This is a genomic window from Haemophilus paraphrohaemolyticus (assembly GCF_002015045.1).
In the GTDB taxonomy this organism is placed as follows: Bacteria; Pseudomonadota; Gammaproteobacteria; order Enterobacterales; family Pasteurellaceae; genus Haemophilus_A; species Haemophilus_A paraphrohaemolyticus.
In genome coordinates, this window is record NZ_MUXX01000002.1 from 76,208 (window position 1) to 94,782 (window position 18,575).

18 protein-coding genes are annotated in these 18,575 nt (G+C 39.6%); 9 read left to right on the forward strand and 9 right to left on the reverse strand.

What is annotated here, in order from left to right; genetic code table 11:
- Positions 1–89: 89 nt before the first annotated feature.
- Positions 90–1,034, forward strand: coding sequence for a 50S ribosomal protein L3 N(5)-glutamine methyltransferase (prmB, locus tag B0184_RS00775; protein WP_005708431.1), 945 nt, complete (start codon positions 90–92; stop codon positions 1,032–1,034).
- 110 nt (positions 1,035–1,144) lie between these two features.
- Here the strand turns inward: prmB and rnt are convergent, their stop codons facing one another.
- The gene (gene rnt / locus B0184_RS00780) at positions 1,145–1,789 is read right to left on the reverse strand and encodes a ribonuclease T (RefSeq protein WP_078177598.1); all 645 of its coding nucleotides are present in this window, start codon (positions 1,787–1,789) and stop codon (positions 1,145–1,147) included.
- 5 nt (positions 1,790–1,794) lie between these two features.
- Positions 1,795–2,202: a lactoylglutathione lyase gene (gene gloA, locus B0184_RS00785; protein ID WP_039851321.1), complete on the reverse strand. Its 408-nt coding sequence runs from the start codon at positions 2,200–2,202 to the stop codon at positions 1,795–1,797.
- Between the two features lie 86 nt (positions 2,203–2,288).
- Here gloA and B0184_RS00790 point away from each other — a divergent pair, with 86 nt between their 5' ends.
- The 3 genes from B0184_RS00790 to B0184_RS00800 are packed head-to-tail and all read left to right on the forward strand — an operon-like array spanning position 2,289 to position 6,046.
- Positions 2,289–3,110, forward strand: a complete 822-nt coding sequence (locus tag B0184_RS00790) for a hypothetical protein (protein ID WP_005708445.1) — start codon at positions 2,289–2,291, stop codon at positions 3,108–3,110.
- A gap of 12 nt (positions 3,111–3,122) precedes the next feature.
- Entirely contained in the window at positions 3,123–5,852 is a 2,730-nt protein-coding gene (locus B0184_RS00795; RefSeq protein ID WP_005708587.1) for an intermembrane phospholipid transport protein YdbH family protein, read from the forward strand.
- Positions 5,849–6,046: a YnbE family lipoprotein gene (locus B0184_RS00800; RefSeq protein ID WP_005708506.1), complete on the forward strand. Its 198-nt coding sequence runs from the start codon at positions 5,849–5,851 to the stop codon at positions 6,044–6,046. Before B0184_RS00795 ends, B0184_RS00800 begins: the two co-directional genes overlap by 4 nt.
- A gap of 105 nt (positions 6,047–6,151) precedes the next feature.
- Here the strand turns inward: B0184_RS00800 and B0184_RS00805 are convergent, their stop codons facing one another.
- From B0184_RS00805 to nhaB, 4 genes are all read right to left on the reverse strand, one after another.
- Positions 6,152–7,543: a DASS family sodium-coupled anion symporter gene (locus B0184_RS00805; protein WP_005708493.1), complete on the reverse strand. Its 1,392-nt coding sequence runs from the start codon at positions 7,541–7,543 to the stop codon at positions 6,152–6,154.
- A 134-nt stretch (positions 7,544–7,677) separates the two neighbouring features.
- Positions 7,678–8,874, reverse strand: coding sequence for a cystathionine beta-lyase (gene metC, locus B0184_RS00810; protein WP_005708577.1), 1,197 nt, complete (start codon positions 8,872–8,874; stop codon positions 7,678–7,680).
- 79 nt (positions 8,875–8,953) lie between these two features.
- Entirely contained in the window at positions 8,954–9,493 is a 540-nt protein-coding gene (dsbB, locus tag B0184_RS00815) for a disulfide bond formation protein DsbB (protein WP_005708460.1), read from the reverse strand.
- A gap of 98 nt (positions 9,494–9,591) precedes the next feature.
- Positions 9,592–11,136, reverse strand: coding sequence for a sodium/proton antiporter NhaB (gene nhaB, locus B0184_RS00820; RefSeq protein ID WP_005708421.1), 1,545 nt, complete (start codon positions 11,134–11,136; stop codon positions 9,592–9,594).
- A 181-nt stretch (positions 11,137–11,317) separates the two neighbouring features.
- Here nhaB and fadR point away from each other — a divergent pair, with 181 nt between their 5' ends.
- Positions 11,318–12,040 carry a fatty acid metabolism transcriptional regulator FadR gene (gene fadR / locus B0184_RS00825; RefSeq protein ID WP_039851265.1) on the forward strand — a complete coding sequence of 241 codons (723 nt, stop codon included), beginning with the start codon at positions 11,318–11,320 and terminating at the stop codon, positions 12,038–12,040.
- 8 nt (positions 12,041–12,048) lie between these two features.
- Entirely contained in the window at positions 12,049–13,143 is a 1,095-nt protein-coding gene (locus tag B0184_RS00830) for a PhoH family protein (protein WP_005708455.1), read from the forward strand.
- A gap of 358 nt (positions 13,144–13,501) precedes the next feature.
- On the opposite strand, the gene pgsA is transcribed toward B0184_RS00830, so the two are convergent.
- The gene (pgsA, locus tag B0184_RS00835; protein ID WP_005708479.1) at positions 13,502–14,050 is read right to left on the reverse strand and encodes a CDP-diacylglycerol--glycerol-3-phosphate 3-phosphatidyltransferase; all 549 of its coding nucleotides are present in this window, start codon (positions 14,048–14,050) and stop codon (positions 13,502–13,504) included.
- 166 nt (positions 14,051–14,216) lie between these two features.
- Here pgsA and B0184_RS00840 point away from each other — a divergent pair, with 166 nt between their 5' ends.
- Both B0184_RS00840 and B0184_RS00845 read left to right on the forward strand, forming a co-directional pair.
- A complete protein-coding gene (locus B0184_RS00840) occupies positions 14,217–14,882 on the forward strand; it encodes a Bax inhibitor-1 family protein (RefSeq protein WP_005708413.1) in 666 nt (221 codons plus the stop codon).
- A complete protein-coding gene (locus B0184_RS00845) occupies positions 14,882–15,217 on the forward strand; it encodes a TusE/DsrC/DsvC family sulfur relay protein (protein ID WP_005708500.1) in 336 nt (111 codons plus the stop codon). Before B0184_RS00840 ends, B0184_RS00845 begins: the two co-directional genes overlap by 1 nt.
- 85 nt (positions 15,218–15,302) lie before the next feature.
- Here the strand turns inward: B0184_RS00845 and aspA are convergent, their stop codons facing one another.
- Positions 15,303–16,730, reverse strand: a complete 1,428-nt coding sequence (aspA, locus tag B0184_RS00850) for an aspartate ammonia-lyase (RefSeq protein ID WP_039851268.1) — start codon at positions 16,728–16,730, stop codon at positions 15,303–15,305.
- 173 nt (positions 16,731–16,903) lie between these two features.
- Positions 16,904–17,299, reverse strand: a complete 396-nt coding sequence (gene msrB / locus B0184_RS00855; RefSeq protein ID WP_005708504.1) for a peptide-methionine (R)-S-oxide reductase MsrB — start codon at positions 17,297–17,299, stop codon at positions 16,904–16,906.
- Between the two features lie 228 nt (positions 17,300–17,527).
- Here msrB and gapA point away from each other — a divergent pair, with 228 nt between their 5' ends.
- Positions 17,528–18,532: a glyceraldehyde-3-phosphate dehydrogenase gene (gapA, locus tag B0184_RS00860; protein WP_005708453.1), complete on the forward strand. Its 1,005-nt coding sequence runs from the start codon at positions 17,528–17,530 to the stop codon at positions 18,530–18,532.
- Positions 18,533–18,575 lie beyond the last annotated feature (43 nt).

An 18,575-nucleotide genomic window follows, 5' to 3' on the forward strand; every position in this document is an offset into this window, starting at 1 on the left:
CTCCTTGTTTAGGGCTATTTTATCACAATAAAAAAGTTGATACATCCAAGCCAAAAAGGGATAATGCCCGTTATTTTTGAGGGGATAGTATGTATCAACATAATTTAGAACTGCTTGAAGAGATGTCTGCTTCAAGTGCATTACAAGATTTAAAAACCATTCAAGATATAATGCGTTGGGCATATAGCTATTTTAATGCATCCGATCTTTATTACGGGCACGGCTATGAGAACGGTTGGCAAGAAGCCCAACAGCTTGTCTTGAGTGCACTTTCGCTGCCTGCGGATGTGCCCGAAGCAATGTATGCGTCACGCTTAACCAATGTAGAAAAAACCCGTGCAATTGAGCTTATTCAAACCCGTTTAGGTACGCGTCAGCCCGTTGCTTATTTAACCAATTCTGCCTGGTTCTGCGGTTTGGAATTTTATGTCGATGAGCGTGTGATTGTACCTCGTTCACCCATTGGTGAGTTAATTCGTGACCAATTCTCAGGATTTATTAACCATAAACCTAAACGTATTTTAGATCTTTGTACTGGCAGTGGTTGCATTGCCATTGCTTGTGCAGAAGCATTCCCTGAGGCTGAGGTTGATGCGGTAGATTTATCGCTTGATGCATTAGATGTGGCTCAGATTAATATTGAACGCTATCAATTATCAGAGCGAGTGTTCCCGATTAGTTCGGATTTGTTTAACGATATTCCGCAAGATAAATACGATCTGATTGTGACAAACCCACCTTATGTGGATCAGGAAGATTTAGATGAAATGCCAGAAGAGTTCCATTTTGAGCCAGAATTAGCACTTGGTTCGGGCGAAGATGGGCTGGATATAACTAAACGTATTTTAGCTGAAGCTTCTGATTATTTATCAGAAGATGGCGTGTTAATTTGTGAAGTAGGCAATAGTATGATTCACTTAATCGCACAATATCCAACCGTACCATTTAATTGGGTTGAATTTAAACAGGGTGGCTTTGGTGTATTCAGATTAACTAAAGCGCAGTTGGATGAGAGTCATCATCTATTTAAGTAAAAATATAGGCATAGTAGACAAAATCGTTGCTAAAAAGCAATTTTAAGCTTTATAAAATAAGGATTAAAGTACATTTTTTACCAACCATTTTGTCATATATGCCTTTTTTATTATTCCGAACGTATCGTCGGAAACCCACCCAAATCCTTCAAGCTATTGACCATTTTGCAAAACAACTCGGTTGTTTTTTCAGTATCGTATAACGCTGAATGCGCTTGCTTACCATCAAAGCTAATTTGCGCTTCTTTACACGCCTTGACCAAAACAGTTTGACCATACATAAAGCCTGCAAGGGTTGCAGTGTCGAACATTGCAAATGGATGGAAAGGATCTCGCTTGGCGTTAATCCGTTTAACCGCTGCTTGCAAAAAGCCTTGGTCAAAGGCAGCGTTGTGTGCCACGATTACCGCCCTCTGACAGCCTTGTTCCTTCATTGCTCGGCGAACCATTTTAAACATTTCTGGAATCGCAACCACTTCTGGCACTGCACCACGCTCTGGGTTATCAATATCAATGCCATTTACCTTAAGTGATTCAGGGTTAATATTCGCCCCTTCAAAAGGTTGAATATGGTAGTGGCATTTTTGATCTTCGACTAAATAACCTTTTTCGTCCATTTTCACTGTAACGGCGGCAAGTTCTAACAGAGCATCGGTTTGTGCATTGAGCCCTGCAGTTTCCACATCAATAATTACAGGCAAATAGCCACGAAAACGGTTCTTAAGCAAATTATAATCGGTTGTTTGTTCCATCACGGGAATTAATTCCCCAACGCATATTGTGCTTGTTTATTTTCGATAAACTCAATTTTGTAGCCATCTGGATCTTCAGCAAAGGCAATCACGGTTTTACCACCAAGTACGGGGCCTGGCTCACGGGTAATTTTACCGCCTGCAGCACGAATCGCCTCAATGGTTTCGTAAATATTGTCTACGCCTAATGCGATATGACCGTAAGCTGTGCCCAACTCATAATTTTCTACGCCCCAGTTGTAAGTGAGCTCAATCACTGCACTTTCGCTTTCATCCGCATAACCTAAAAACGCAAGCGAATATTTGTATTCCGTATTTTCGCTGGTGCGGAGCAATTTCATGCCTAACACTTCTGTGTAGAATTTAATTGAACGCTCTAAATTACCCACACGTAGCATAGTATGTAAAATTCTCATCATAATTAACCACCTTAAACATTAAAAAAGTTGGCGTATTATGGCATAATTCCGCTACAAAATCATTTTTAAAATTAAATTACACTATGTCTCATGATCACAACGCTCAAAAAAAATATGAAATTGCAATTCACGCATTAGTCCCGCTGGTGACAATGCTTTTTGTGCAAATGTTGCTAAATTACACCACAGCTCCTGCCAATATGATTTTTATCTCACCTTATTTATTGGCATTTTTGGTAGCCGTTGTTATCAGTATTTTTGTGCTTTGGAAAGGACAAATCTGCCCTGGGCAAGCAGGGCGATTGCTTTTTGTCTTTAAATTCTTCCTTGTTTTCGCAGTAGGCAATCTTGCCTATTCGCTTGCCTTCACGCCAAAACATATTCCAATGGCAATGGTGGCAATTGCCGCTATTCTCATTTCGTTAATTTATTGGAATATAACTAATACCGAACGCCTAACCAATGCCACAGCTTACGGCTGTTTTGCCATTTGTGGCTTAGCGATTGTGCAATATTTAGTGATTTATTGGGTAGAAATCCCCTCTTTATTCAATGGTATTCGAGCCAATAATTTTGCTCAATTATTGCTGGGCATTTTATTGGCGGGTTGGTATTTAATGCTTGCCAAAAGCCGTTTAGATGGTTTCTTTAAATTGCTCGTGCAGCTTGCTCTGCTTATGCTCATTTTGAACTATGTTTGGGTGGCTTTTGTGCTTTACCAACAGCTTCAAATGATACCTGAAATGTCTCTTGTGCCTTATCTAATCTACTTCGGCATTCAGTTTGTGATTTTTGCGATTTTAGCTTGGTTACTACTTGGTAAAGGCGATAAGCAGATCAAAAATCCACTTGGTTGGTCAGCTGCACTTGCCTTGGCGATGCTGTATCCCTTCACCAATATTTAACCGCTTGTGACAATGTTAAAACGCCTAGCAATTGGTTTGGTAGCAATGATGGCTCTGCTCATGGTGAGCGGAGCACTTTTCATTTCTAGCCCTGCCTTTTTCCACACAGTGAATCGTTTTATGCCTGAAGGTTGGACAATTCAGCGCCTCGAACGAAATTTTTCACTGGAAAACCAATCAGTGCTGTTGCCCGCTTTTTCGGTGAATTTTCAAACCTGCTCGGTGGTAGAGATTGCCCCGATTCAATTCCATTGGCAATCGCCTAATATAGTTTCAAGCGAAAAAGTCACGCTAGACTATCAATGCTTGCTGGATTTACCCTCTTCAGAAAGTCAAACTCGCGAATTTTCGCTTGCTCCGATTTTGGCGTTAATGCCAGAGATGATGCTAGAAGTGAAGCAAGTTGCGTGGAAAAATCTTCCCGAAACACTTTCGCCTAGAATTAAACAATTGCTTACTGAACCCGCTCAGCTTAAAGTAAGCTATTTGAACGGCACGTTATCTGCCGAAATCAATCAGCAAGTGGTCAAATTTGATGGAAAACTTGCCAATCTTGTTTTTACAGGCAACCTGTTTTACCAGCCGAGTGAAACAGAAAAACACAATCTCTTTTTTACCACACAATTTAATGAAAATTTACTTGATTTGCCTAGCAAGTTTGAAGGCGATTATCACTGGGCTTATCCATCGAATTTCGTTGAAGATCCAATTTTGAGAGAAGGCAGCGCTCTATTAAATTGGTCACCCAACGAAGAAAATGCCTTGGTTGGCACAGCACAAGTCAGCTTTGAAAAAAAACCGAAAAACAGCCTTAACTTGCCATTTAAATTCGATTTTAAATCGCTTTACATTTATCAAGGGAAATTTAACTGGGAATGGTTACCCGATTTTCCGATTAACGGATCAACTACCGCCACTTTTACGCCAAAATCAATTATGCAAGGCGAGATTTTCCCGCTTGAAACCGAATTTCGTTTAAACCTGTTCTCACACGATAAAAATACGCTTAGCCTTGCAACGACGAAAGGCATTATCAAAGATAAAGAGACTTTTGAATTACCGCTCACGCTGTCTGGCAATGTAAAATATAACAGTTTTATTCTTACTAGCCTTTCAACCATTTATGCAAATGAAAAGGGGATGAAATTCTCACCGAAGTCAGTCTTTAATATCATTAGCGGTAAAGAGCGTTTTATTACCATTAACGAACTTAAAATTCCACTTGGCGATATTGAGTTTAACCGCTACGGCGTGACTGGGCGTTTTCAGGCCAATTTCAAAGGCGAAACGCCTGATTTTCGTAATATTGAACTGAATTTAGACGGTTCGGCGAAAAATTTTAAAATGGGCTTTTTAGACTATTTTGATGATTTCAACGGCAAACAAAATGAGCAAGATCTCTGGCAATGGCAGCTGAATGGCAAAGCACATTTGAACGCATTAAACAGCCAAATTGACTTGCAAGGTCGCGGGCAATGGCACGCAAATTTGGTGCAGATTGATCAGTTAGATGGTCTATTGGCGGATGTCAAAAAATCTGCGATGGTACTAGAAAAAACACAACTTTCGTTAAATAAACCGATCAAATTTAACACTGAAAAATGGACATTAGACGGAGAAGCTAAACTTAAAAGCACCGCATTGCGTTTTGATTATGGTGGAAAACTCACCAACACGGAGGCAATGTTAAATATTAATGGCGAAATTGAAAATCTCAATTTTAACGGCAAGTTACAAGCAGGCAAAATTGGACCAATTTTTGTTAATGGGCATCGAGAGCTAACTGAACAGACACAAAGCAGTCTTTTCCACGGCAAACTGACTTGGAAAGCACAGCCCGCTGATGTGTTTCAGCCACTCATTCCTGAGCGTACGGATTGGATTATCAAAAATGGAACAGTGTCTGGCAATACGGTGTTTAGCACAAAACCAACAGGCGGCATCAATGCAAGCGGTCAAATTTCGATAAAAAATGGCGGCATTTCGATGCCGAAAGGCGAGATTAACGGCATTGAGTTTACCTTGCCTTATCAACTTAACGATACTCAGCTAAAATTTGGGCGAAACAAACCGATTGCAGTAAATATCAATGAAGTGAATGTTGGCTTGCCAATTCGTAATATTCGCGTGAATGTATCGGGCTATTATCCTTATAGCCGAAATAAACCGCTCAATTTAAATAAGCTCACAATGAATTTGTTAGATGGCGAATTGAAAGTGGAATCTTTTGCTCTGCCACAACTCAAACCCGCATATCTGGAGTTAGCACATATTCGTTTTGAGTCTATTTTAGAGGTGGCACAATACCAACAGATTAATTTACACGGACGGGCAAATGCTCGCTTGCCCTTCTGGTTAAATGGCACGCCTTGCTATGTCTGTGATGGCGAATTTGGGCAAGAATCGCCTTCAACGCTTAAAATCTCCAAAGAGATTATGAATGCCATTGCAAAAAGTAGCGGATATTCCGAGCAGATTTTGGTCTATTTATTAAATGATACAACTATTAACGAACTCAAAAGTCGCCTTCATGTAACAAAATCGGGCGATTTAATACTTAATTCCCAACTTAAAATGAAGTTAAATCAACAAGAAAATGCCCGCGTAAATTTTAATTATAATCATAAAGAAAACCTGTTCCAGCTATGGCATTTGATCAATACAGGTGCTTATGTGGAACAAGATATTGAAAATCGTCTTTATCAGAAGTTAGATAATCAAAAATTGGATAACCTAAAATGAGAATATTTGCCTTAATTGCATTTGCAAGCATTCCGCTTTTTCTCACCGCTTGCACCCCAAAAATTCAACTGGAGACCCCCAAAGAGGGGATTACCATCAATATGAATGTAATGGTGGATCATAAAATTGAAGTGAAGATGGATGAGAGAGCGAAGGCTGTGATTAGTACAGTTGAGAATGAGGAGAGTAAATAAATTAGTCTAAGTTGCTATAAATGTTTCAAAAAAGAGTGCTTAAAGCCTTATAGAGCAAGGCTTTAAGCACATTTTTACCAACTATTTTTCCTATATACCATATTCTTAGAACCAGAACAAATACCCGATAGTCCCAATCACAAACACGCAGATGATATTAAGCCAGAAACCGGCTTTGATCATCTCGGTTTGTTTGATCATTCCTGTACCGAATACAATTGCATTTGGTGGCGTGGCAACAGGTAACATAAAGGCACAAGATGCACCTAACCCGATAATCAATGCCAAACCAAGTGCTTGAATATTCAAAGCTTCTGCAATGGAGATGAAAATCGGCACCAGTAATGCTGCACTTGCAGTGTTTGAGGTAAATTCAGTCAAGAAGATGATGAAGGTTGCCACAATTAAGCCGATGATGTAGTAATGACCGCCTTCAATAAAGGCTACTATGCCATCTGCCATTATTTTGCTTGCACCAGTATGCCCTAAAATCGCACTTAAGGTTAAGCCACCTCCAAAGAGGAATAGCACGCCCCATTCTGTACCTTCTTGAATTTGTTTCCACGTTGCTACGCGAGTGATACAAATAACCGCTGTGGCAATTAAAGCAATAATAGTATCGAAACTTGCAATTTTGCCTTGTAATCCAAGTAAACTTGAAAGCGCTGGATTAATTTTTGAGCTAAAAATCCAACCAATTGCTGTCAATGCGAAAATAATTAAGGTTAAGATGCGAGTTGGCGTTAGCTCAATTTTCTCGAAAGATTGCTCAAATTTAACATCGAAACGAGGACGAAAAACTACATAAAGCACGCTGATCATCAACGGCATTAAAATCAGCATAATGGGCAAGCCATATTTCATCCATTCTGCAAATGAGACGCCTAATTGTGTTGCCACAATCCCATTTGGCGGGCTACCCACAAGCGTACCCATACCGCCAATACTGGCACTATAAGCGATACCCAGTAGTATGAAAACGTAAGTGTTGTGATCGCGTTTCGGGTCGAGCTTACTTAAAATTCCCATCGCAAGCGGTAACATCATCGCCGCAGTTGCGGTGTTACTCATCCACATTGAAAGGAATGCGGTCACAGAGAAGAGGTAAATCGCAGCCACAGAGAGTTTACCGCGCGACATTGCCATAATTTTATTGGCAATCAAGCGGTCTAAATTTTGAATATGAAGTGCAGTTGCTAGTGTGAAGCCTCCAAAAAATAAGAAGATGGTTGGATCAGCAAAAGCCGCTAATGCCTCTTTCGATTTCACCAAACCAAGCAAGATGCCTAGAATAGGCACAAGCAGTGCCGTCACAGTTACGTGCAATGCTTCAGTGAGCCATAAAATTGCGATAAATACGAGCAACGCCAAACTTTTATTGGCCTCGGGTGTAAAAGGCAAGGTATTTAAAAGAATAAAAAAGAGCACCACATCGGCAATAAAAATCAGATTATTGCGTGTGTTTACTTTTTTAATTGCGTTTAGATCAGTATCCATAAAGTCCCCCACAGCTAAATAGCTAAAAGATGACTTAAATATACATAAATTAAGGTAGAAAAAAACAAAAATGTAATAAAATTGTGAAGCTCATCACAAAATTATTACATTTTAGATCAAGATGGGCGAGAAGTTTATTTTAGACGCTCAAAACCTTTTTCAAGATCAGCAATTAAATCTTCAACGGCTTCTAAACCAACATGAATACGAATCAATGTGCCAGTTAATTTACGTTCAATACCTGGACGAATACGTGCGATTTCCGCTGGTTGGTTAGCTAAAATCAGTGATTCAAATCCCCCCCATGAATATGCCATCGTAAAGAGCTCAAAATGATCTAAGAAATTCGCTAATTGCTCATCACTCAATTTTTCACAAAGTTCAAACGAAAATAGACCGCTTGCACCACTGAAATCTCGTTTGAAAAATTCGTGTCCAGGGCAGCTTGATAACGCAGGATGGAACACTGATTTTACTTCTGGGCGTTTAGCTAACCACTCTGCAATTTGAAGCGAACGTTCACCATGTTCTTTTAAGCGAATCCCCAATGTACGCAAACCACGAGCCGTCATATAAGCCGAATCCGCATCCACCATTTGCCCCATTAAATAAGAGCGTTCGCGAAGTTGATCCCAGCAACGAGCATTAGAAACCGCAGTACCAATCATTACATCAGAGTGCCCAACCAAATATTTGGTGCCCGCTTGAATAGAAATATCGATCCCGTGTGAAAGTGCAGGGAACAGCACACCACCACCCCAAGTGTTATCAATCATAATCACGATTTCAGGATTCACTTCACGAGCTACACGCACCAGCGTTGGCACATCAGGCACTTCCATCGTAAGCGAGCTAGGGCTTTCTAAGAAAAGCACTTTTGTGTTTGGTTGAATAAGCTCACGAATGCCTTCGCCAATCATCGGATCGTAATAGGTGGTCGCCACGCCTATGTTTTTCAAAATTACATTACAGAAATCTTGGGTAGGCTCGTATGCTGCCCCCGTCATCAATACATGATCGCCTTGTGCCACAAAGGCTAAAATCGCATTGGTTACTGCAGCTGCTCCACAAGGATAGAGATAGCAACCTGCACCGCCTTCAAGCTCACACATTGCATCTTGGAGGGCGAAGTGAGTCAGCGTGCCACGGCGACCATAAAATAACTCACCTTTATAACGGTTTTTGGTCGCGTGTCGTTTATCCGCAACGGTTGGAAAAACAAGTGATGAAGCACGTTGAACGACGGCATTTACCGAACCTTGCGTATAGCGAGATTTACGCCCTGCGTGGACAAGTTTAGTTTCTAAGTTTGAGAATGAAGTGTCTGACATATAATTTCCTAATCTATTGTTTTTAAAAAGGAAAGCAGTAAATCTTCGCAAAACTTTTGCAAAAATCTACCGCTTGCGATTATCTGAAAACGGAACGATATTGAGATCTACTTTTCTTAAATTGGCTAATCAGCACTAAAGCAAAGAAGAATGTGAAACAACCAAAGGCGAGAATTAACCATTGTGGCATTCCCCAGCCAAGCATTTCCCATTGACTTTCACTGCAATTAACAGGACCAGGTGCAAAAATTTGTGGAAACCATTGGTCAAACGGCATTGTTTGCGGGAAATCAGGTTTGAATTCACACTGATTCCATGGAGAAGGATTGAGCTGATAATCAGTGTGGCGAATGGCTAGTAATAAGCCTTTAATTGCACTATAACCCCACAGAAGAATTGCAAAATAGCGGGTAAGTTTAAGACGAGGTAAAATGGCTCCAATAATGCCAGAAAGCAACAAGCCACTAATCGCCAAGCGTTCATAAACGCACATCACACAAGGTTGCAAACCCATTACATATTGGAAATAGAGCCCTGTTGATTCAAGAAGTAAAGCGATGATTGCTAATAAAATCCACGCGGTTCGGTTAAGGGAAAGTTCTTTAAAATAGGTGAGCATAATCGCCTCTCTGTGAGTGAATTTGAAGCATTGTAACAATTGCGGGGGGCAAAATAAAGGCGTATCTAGCGATACGCCCAACGTGATTTATTGATTTATTATCGGTTAATAATCCAACCCCATTGCAACATTAAGTCAGTCATTTCTGGAATGAGGAATTCAAGGGATAAAAATCCGACCACAGAAAGTACGATAGTGTATGGCAATGCCATCCAAACCATTCTGCCGTATGAGAGACGAATAAGCGGTGCAAAGGCTGAGGTTAAAAGGAATAAGAATGCTGCTTGACCATTTGGTGTTGCAACTGATGGTAAGTTTGTCCCTGTATTGATTGCCACTGCAATCATATCAAATTGTTCGCGACCAATGATACCAGAAGTTAAGGCGTGTTTTGCTTCGTTGATGTAGACTGTACCTACGAATACATTGTCTGAAATCATTGAAAGTAAGCCGTTGAAAATGTAGAACAATGAGAGTTGTGAATGTGGTTCAGCAGCTAATACAAAGTGGATGATTGGCTCGAACAATTTCAAGTCAATAATCACTGCAACAACCGAGAAGAATACAATTAACAAGGCACAGAATGGCATTGACTCTTGGAAAGAACGACCAAGTGAATGTTCATCAGTTACACCACAAAATGCGGTGGTGAGGATAATCACAGTTAAACCAATAATACCCACATCTGCAAGATGTAAAGCTAAGCCACAAATAAGCCACACGCCTGCAACCGCTTGGATTGCCATTTTAAAGCGGTCTTGTTTGGTCATGCGTTTTTCTTTGGTTTGATTATAGCGAGCAAGGATTACCCATACACGAAGAGGTAATTTTGCTCCATAACCGAAGAGTTTAAAACGTTCAACAACTAAACAAGTGAAGATACCTGCAATCAATACTGGAATGCTAACAGGGCCTACTCGAAGTAAAAATTCCACGAACGACCACTCTGCTTGCCCTGCAATAATTAAGTTTTGCGGCTCGCCAACCATTGTCATTACACCACCTAATGCAGAACCAACGCCTGCGTGCATCAATAAACTACGTAAGAATGCTCGGAATTCTTCTAAAATATATTTGTGATTGGTGATTTTATCGTCATTGCTCACATCCAATTGCTCTTCAATTGAAGTATTGCCTGAAGCCACTTGATGATAAACTGAATAGAAGCCTGTGCCCACGCTCATAATCACGGCAATAACAGTTAAGGCATCAAGGAAAGCAGAAAGGAAAGCTGCACTTAAGCAGAAAGTTAAGGCAAGAACCTTTTTAGAACGGATGGAAAGAAGTAGTTTCGTGAAGGCATAAAGCAGCAGTTGTTTCATAAAGTAGATCCCTGCCACCATAAACATCAATAGCAAAATCACATCAAAGTTCGCCATAACTTCTTCTTTTATATGGTGTGGACTTGTCATACCTATCACAACCGCTTCAATCGCCAACAAACCACCTGGTTGAAGTGGATAACATTTCAATGCCATCGCAAGTGTGAAAATAAATTCAGCCACTAACAACCAGCCAGCAACAAAAGGCGAAACAAAGAAATAAATAACCGGGTTAATGATAAGAAAACTGATGATTGCCAGTTTATACCAGTTTGGACTTTTTCCTAAAAAAGTATTGAAAAAGACATTTGCTCCTTTCATAAGGAACTCCCTGTAAGACTAAGAAAGATAAAAATAAAAAAGATGAGTGGTTTGCAATATAATAGAAATTAAGCGACAATACAATTCGATTTCGCTGGTTATTTATTCAACTTTTTATAAAATTTTGATAATAATTAAAAAATCAATAAATTTTTATTTTATTTTGCCGATTGGAGGCATTTTGGATAACACCTCTCTTTTAACCTCTCAAAGCCCTGCCGCTTTAGCAGAAGAATATATAGTCAAAAGTATTTGGAATCATCACTTTCCAGCAGGTTCAGATCTCCCTGCTGAACGTGAGCTTGCTGAACACATTGGTGTAACGCGAACAACCTTGCGTGAAGTACTACAACGCCTAGCCCGAGATGGCTGGCTACAAATCCAGCATGGAAAAGCAACCCGTGTCAATAATATTTGGGAAACGGGTGGACCAAACATTATCAAAACAATTATAAAATTAGACCGCTCGTATCTACCTGTTATTATTTCAAATGTGGTTTCATTGCGTACTCGAATGGTTGAATATTACGTACGTGAAGCAGTAAAAATTAATGCTACAGCATCGGCTGAACTATTTTTTAACCTAGAAGGCTTAGAAAACACCGCCTTAGCTTATGCTACCTTTGACTACAACTTATTCCGCCAATTTACCTTTATTGCGAACAAACCCGTTTACGGTTTAATTCTTAACAGCTTTAAAGAGATGTACATTCAAGTTGCCAGCCTCTTTTTCCGTGAAGAAATTGCTCGCCAAGGCACGCTTAACTTCTATCAAACCTTAAAAATGCTATGCGAACAAGGTGATGATGAAGCCGTACAGCAATGCATTGCAAAAAATCGCCAACAAAGTGGTATATATTGGACTAAGATTCTACAAAATTTACCTGAAGATTTTGGAGAATAGGAGTTATTTTGAACGAAATTATTTTTACTCTTTCGCCTACTGATAATGCTCGTTTACAATCACTTTGCGGAGCATTTGACGAACATTTAACCTTAATTGAAAAGAGCTTAAATCTTACCATCGCTCGCCAAGATTTTGTGTTTACGATTATGGCAGCAGAAGAAACACATCATTCCGCCACGCTTTTGCCACAAGCAGCAAAATTGATTCAACAACTTTATGTTGAAACAGCTCCGATTAAAGGCAAAATAAAAGAGCTAGATTTAGAAGATGTACATCTCGCTATCCAAGAAAGCCGAATGTTGCTACAAAATCATTGGCAATCATCAAATCATGGTGACATTTCAATTAAAACCAAACGGGGCGTGATTAAACCACGTGGCGAGCATCAGCAAGCCTATTTACGTAATATTTTAACGCATGACATCAGCTTCGGGATTGGACCCGCTGGAACGGGTAAAACTTTTCTTGCTGTTGCGGCAGCAGTAGAATCGCTTGAACGCCAAGAAATTCGCCGTATTTTACTTACCCGCCCTGCCGTGGAAGCGGGAGAAAAATTAGGCTTTTTACCAGGGGATTTAGGACAAAAAATTGAACCTTATTTACGCCCACTTTATGATGCATTATTTGAAATGCTCGGTTTTGAACGTGCACAAAAATTGATGGATCGAAGTGTGATCGAAATCGCACCGCTTGCCTATATGCGTGGCCGCACACTAAACGATGCTTTCATTATTTTAGATGAAAGCCAAAACACCACAACCGAACAAATGAAGATGTTTTTAACCCGCATTGGCTTTAATTCAAAAGCAGTAATTACAGGGGATGTCACTCAAGTCGATTTACCTCGTAACCAAAAATCGGGCCTAAAACACGCCATGGAAGTACTCAAAGATGTACCTGAATTAAGTTTCAATTTCTTCGACAGCAAAGACATTGTTCGCCATCCGGTAGTCGCTAAAATTGTTCAAGCTTATGATGTTTGGGAATCAGAAGATGAAATCCGCCAACAAGTATTAAAAGAAGAGCGCAAAGCCCAGCGAGAATTAGCGAAATTGGAAGCGGAGCAGTTAAAAATTTTGGAACAGGCTAAAAAAATGTAAGAAAATATTTTAGATATTGCGCTGTTTTGATTATTCACGAAAAACAATTTAACCCGTTAACTTAAGGCGTTTTATCATGAAAAAATTGCTGCAGTATTAATGGCCTCGAGGATCTTGTTATCAGATTGTGGTAATTTTTTAAATAACTCGCCCAATAATGCTTGGGATGCTTATAAAGAAGCCTAACAATCAAATACAAAGCGAGGGTTCATTGATTTAGATCTTAAAATAAAAGGCATAGTAGAAAAAACAGTTGCTAATGTTTATCCTCCAATAACATTAGCAACCCTTTTTATTTAAAAAATCTTTTATAAACATCACCTTATATTTTTTTCGTTAATCCATTATGATTATTTAATTAAGATTTCAACAAACTTCCCTTAGACGCTTTCAGATATTGCAACATCGACCAAATTGTTAATGCAGCTGCAATATAAAGCAAGATAAATGCAAGTGTTTCCATTAAATCGCTTTGTCGCCAGAGCATTCCCCCTAGGGCAAGCATTTGTGCTGCAGTTTTTACTTTTCCCCAAATAGAAACGGCCACACTAGTACGCTTGCCAAGTTCTGCCATCCATTCACGCAAGGCGGAAATAATAATTTCACGGGCAATCATAATGCAAACAGGGATGGTAATCCACCACGTGTGATAGTATTCCACCACGCAAACAAAGGCAACAGCCACTAAAACTTTATCTGCAACAGGATCTAAAAATGCACCAAGTGGAGTGGTTTGATTCCATTTTCTTGCCAAATAGCCATCAAACCAGTCGGTAATGGATGCAATAAAGAAGATGAATGTTGTGATTTCGGGGGAATATGTGATTGGCAAATAAAAAACAACTACAAAAAGTGGAATTAAAGCCACACGGAACAGAGTTAGATAAGTTGGAAAGTTTAATTTCATTATGTTTGTAGGTTGGGAAAATTTATTAGCGAAAGTGTATCATATTTTCACTGTAGATTTCGATTGACTTTCGTATAATTTATAGATAATTTGCATTTAATTTATGGTTCTTTGCCCATAGATAAGAGAAAATATCTCGTTTTTCAAACAAGTCAAAGGAGAACTTATGGAAAACCGTTTAGAACATAGCTACGCACGTGGTGAATCACTGATTAGCACACATAAAGTGCTACGTAATACCTACTTATTATTAGGAATGACACTAGTCTTTTCTTCTCTTGTTGCCTTTATTGCAATGAGCACCAACGCACCAGCACTACCTTGGTGGGGCTTATTAGTGGGCTTTTATGGCTTACTTTTCTTAACCAATGCAACGGCAAATAGTGCCACAGGTTTATTGAGCGTATTCGCCTTAACTGGCTTTTTAGGCTATACCTTAGGCCCAATTCTTAATCGCTATGTTGGTGCAGGCTTAGGCGATGCAGTTGTATTAGCATTAGGTGCTACAGCATTAGTGTTTTTTGCTTGTTCAGCTTACGTATTAACCACCAAAAAAGATATGTCATTCTTAAATGGGATGATGATGGCACTTTTTGTGGTCGTTTTAGTGGGCGTTATCGCAAATATTTTTTTAGCAATGCCAGCATTAAGCCTTGCATTAAGCAGTTTATTTGTGATTTTCTCAAGCGGTGCAATTTTGCTGACAACCAGCAATATCATTCAAGGGGGCGAAACCAACTATATTCGTGCAACCGTTGATCTTTATGTTTCACTCTACAACCTCTTTGTAAGTTTATTACAAATTTTTGGTGTGTTAGGAAACGATGACTAATGGCACAAATTCAGTTAAATGGCACATCTTATCAAGTGGATAACGATGGTTATTTGTTAAACCTTGATGATTGGTCAGAAACATTTGCAACATTGATGGCGGAGCGTGATGGCATTACGCTCACGCCCGAGCATTGGGAAATTATTCAGCTGGTGCGAGAGTTTTATCAAGAATACAAAACCTCGCCAGCAATTCGAATGTTAGTTAAAGCGATGTCGCAGAAATTTGGTGAGGAGAAAGGAAACAGCCGTTATTTACAACGCTTATTCCCCGATGGTCCTGCAAAGCAAGCAACGAAATTTGCAGGCCTCCCCAAACCTGCGAAGTGTTTGTAATCCGTATAGGACAAAGCAGTTAGCCTTCTGAGACGTTATGCTTTTGTCCTATTTTCATGCTATAGCCCCTTGTGTTGAACTCAAGTTATTCATCTTCATTAAAACGTTTCGCTTTATAAGTCGGTTTCATTAAGTTCTCAACAGAAAGAATATCATCTAATTCAGCCTCTGTGAGCAATCCTCTTTCTAATACCACTTCACGTACACCTTTACCTGTTTGAGCACAGATTTTACCCACGATATCACCATTATGATGTCCAATAAACGGGTTAAGGTAAGTGACAATACCAATCGAATTGAACACATAATTTTGGCAAATTTCACGGTTAACGGTAATACCATCAATACATTTATCACGTAAATTGACGCATGCATTTGAAAGAAGCGAAATGGTTTCAAACATTGCTTGACCAATCACGGGTTCCATCACGTTAAGTTGTAATTGCCCTGCTTCTGCAGCAAATGTAATAGTGCTGTCGTTGCCAATAACTTTAAAGCACACTTGGTTGACTACTTCTGGTATAACTGGGTTTACTTTAGCTGGCATAATAGAAGAACCTGCTTGTAACTCTGGTAAGTTGATTTCATTTAAGCCAGCACGAGGGCCTGATGACAACAAGCGTAAGTCATTACATACTTTAGAGAGTTTTACCGCTGTGCGTTTTAAGGCACCGTGTACCATCACATAAGCACCGCAGTCGGATGTTGCTTCGATTAAGTTATCAGAAAGTACGCAAGGTAAGTTGGTTACTTTAGCTAAGTTTTTAACCGCGAGCTCTGGGTAGCCTTCTGGCGTGTTTAATCCTGTTCCGATTGCCGTTGCACCTAAGTTGACTTCAAGCAATAATTTGGCGGTGCGTTTGAGGTTTCTAACCTCTTCTTCTAGCAATACAGCAAAAGCCTTGAATTCTTGCCCTACTGTCATTGGTACCGCATCTTGCAATTGGGTGCGCCCCATTTTCAAAACATCAGAAAATTCAACCGCTTTCGCCTCAAAACCTTGTTGCAAGTAGTGAACTTGGTCGATGAGTTTTAACACACTGTTATAAACTGCTACGCGGAAGCCTGTAGGGTAAGCATCGTTAGTTGATTGGCTGGCATTCACGTGGTCCATTGGGTTTACGATATTATAGCTTCCCTTTGGATATCCTAAAATTTCCAACGCTAGGTTCGCTACCACCTCGTTGGTGTTCATATTTACCGACGTGCCCGCACCGCCTTGATAAACATCAGACGGGAATTGATCCATACAGCGTCCGTTTTCTAAAATCTCATCGCAGGCTTGCACAATGGCATTCACAATTTTCTTCGGAATAACCCCCAACTCTGCATTGGTTAATGCCGTTGCTTTTTTTACCATTACCATACCGCGAACAAATTCGGGTACATCTGAAATTGTGTTATTAGAAATGTTAAAATTTTCAATTGCTCTGAGAGTGTGGATTCCCCAATAAGCCTCATTTGGAACTTCTCTTTCACCAAGTAAATCTACTTCAATACGTACATCTTTCATATTAAATCCCTCTTGTGTATTTATGATTAAAATCATAACAAACAATCCAACTTTAAAATGTGATCTATGTCATATTTTTCGAAGCGAGCTGTAGATATAAACTAGGGCGATAGATTAGATTTTTTTATCTATTCTATCGCCCTGTTCTACATAATCTCTTTGAATTCAATTAATTAGCCATCTATTTCTTCGCCAGTTTCATCCCATTTAAAATTAAGCGCAACGGAATTTAAGCAGAAACGTAAACCTGTTGGTGCAGGCCCATCATTAAATACATGCCCTAAATGCGAATCGCACGTACCACAACGAATTTCTGTACGATGACGACCAATACTATAGTCGTCTAAATATCGTAATGCATTATCTGAAACTGCCTCATAAAAACTTGGCCAGCCACAACCAGCATCAAATTTTGTATCAGAACGGAAAAGGGCGTTATGGCAGCGCCCACAGCGGTATGTGCCTACACGCCCTTCATTTAAAAATTTACCTGTAAAAGGTAATTCGGTTCCAGCGTTGATCAATACATCCAATTGCTCATCAGAAAGTTCATCAATATCTTTAATCATCGTTATCTCCTTGAGGGATTTCATTTTTGCATTCTACAATTTTTTACCTAAAAAGTGTGAGAAATCTTAAAAATTTGACATAGATCATATAAAAACAATCTGATATATTGAGAGCCGTTCTTTTTTGTTGTCAAAACAACAAGATGGTGTGTTATAATCCAACCGTCTTGATACCTCTTTGAGGTGAGAGAACAAATTTGTTTAACTTTAATATAGGTGTAAAATCTTATGGCAATTAAAATTGGTATTAACGGCTTCGGTCGTATCGGCCGTATCGTATTCCGTGCAGCTCAACTTCGTGATGATATCGAAGTTGTAGGTATCAACGACTTAATCGACGTTGATTACATGGCTTACATGTTAAAATACGATTCAACTCACGGTCGTTTCAACGGTACTGTTGAAGTTAAAGATGGTCAATTAGTTGTAAACGGTAAAACAATCCGTGTAACTTCTGAGCGTGATCCAGCTAACTTAAAATGGGACGAAATCGGTGTTGATATCGCAGTTGAAGCAACTGGTTTATTCTTAACGGATGAAACTGCTCGTAAACACATTACGGCAGGTGCGAAAAAAGTTGTATTAACTGGTCCATCTAAAGATGCTACACCTATGTTCGTAAACGGTGTGAACTTCGACAAATATGCAGGTCAGGACATCGTTTCTAACGCTTCATGTACAACAAACTGTTTAGCTCCATTAGCGAAAGTAATTCACGAAAAATTCGGTATTAAAGAAGGTTTAATGACAACCGTTCACGCAACTACAGCAACTCAAAAAACTGTAGATGGTCCTTCAGCAAAAGACTGGCGCGGTGGTCGCGGTGCTTCACAAAACATCATCCCTTCATCAACAGGTGCAGCGAAAGCAGTAGGCAAAGTATTACCAGCATTAAACGGTAAATTAACTGGTATGGCGTTCCGTGTTCCTACAGCAAACGTTTCAGTTGTTGATTTAACTGTAAACTTAGAAAAACCAGCAACTTACGCTGAAATCTGTGCAGAAATCAAACGTGCTTCAGAAAACGAAATGAAAGGCGTTTTAGGTTATACAGAAGATGCTGTAGTATCAACAGACTTCAACGGTGCCGTTGAAACTTCTGTATTCGATGCAGCAGCTGGTATCGCATTAACTGATACTTTCGTTAAGTTAGTATCTTGGTACGATAACGAAACTGGCTACTCAAACAAAGTATTAGACTTAGTAGCTCACATTTACAACTATAAAGGCTAATATCTAAAGCAAAGTTAGATACTTTAAAACCCTTTAAAAATCA